Genomic DNA, 937 nt, shown 5'->3' with positions numbered 1-937 from the left:
AATTCCGTCTCCTGGAAGAGCTGCTTATATGACGCTTTTGTCAGCGGGTGAACGTCGTCAAGGCCAATATCCGTGCTGAGCATCGGGCCATGGAAAGTGACAAGACCTGTGTTTTGATGAATGGCAGTATGTAAAAACGTAATATCGCTGTATCCCCAAAAGATTTTAGGGTGTTTGCGGATCAAGCTGAAATCAATGCCCGCGGCGATACGTCCTGTCCCAAAACCCCCGCATGCGCACAACACTGCTTTTACCTCATCGTCTCTGAACATCTCATGGAGATCCGCCAGCCGCTCATCATCCTGTCCCGCTAAATAGCCGTGCTGGTTTTTCAGCGCCTTGCCCAACTTCACCTGAAGACCGAGCTCTTCTAAAAATAAAAGCGCGGTGTCAAGCTTTTTTGGATCCGGCGGACTTGCGGGCGCGATCACTCCGACTGTATCACCCTTGTTCAACGCTTTCGGCTTGTAATTCAACGAAAACACTCCTTTCATTTGCTCTGCACCCTACGTATACGTGCAAGAAAGAGAAAAAATACCGCTCCTTCGCATAAAGAAGCAGTATTTCCTCAATCACCGCCATCAGTTTTTATCTGCCCATTTTAAATCGATATAGCCGACAGGGTGACGGACAATTCCCTTTACTTGTTCATTTTGCAGGTGAACCTGATTATAAAAATAAACCGGGATGATCGGCGCTTCATTGATGAGCAGCTCTTCAGCTTGATGCATAAGAGAGAACCGTGTTTTTTCATCGGCTTCATTTTTCGCCTGTTTGATCAGCTGATCGTATTCTTTATTGGCCCAGCCTGTGCGGTTCATCGAATTACCCGTTTGAAAGGCTTCCAGAAAACTGATAGGGTCTGCATAATCAGGCAAAAATGAGCTTTGAGAGAATTGGAATTTCAGCGCTTTTTGATCCTCTAAAAATACGTTCC

At 46.2% G+C, this 937-nt stretch carries 1 protein-coding gene and 1 pseudogene; both read right to left on the bottom strand.

Annotated elements, in window-relative coordinates; translation table 11 throughout:
* A partial coding sequence (locus ACWHAR_RS24235; RefSeq protein ID WP_452088078.1) for a S66 peptidase family protein occupies positions 1-494 on the bottom strand: 494 nt, incomplete at its 3' end.
* A gap of 87 nt (positions 495-581) precedes the next feature.
* Positions 582-937 (bottom strand): annotated as a pseudogene (locus ACWHAR_RS24230) (peptide ABC transporter substrate-binding protein); the annotation flags it as partial.

The organism is Bacillus sp. LR--39 (genome assembly GCF_053613335.1).
The sequence above is the reverse complement of the archived record's forward strand: the minus strand, read 5'-3'. Positions and strand labels throughout refer to the sequence as shown.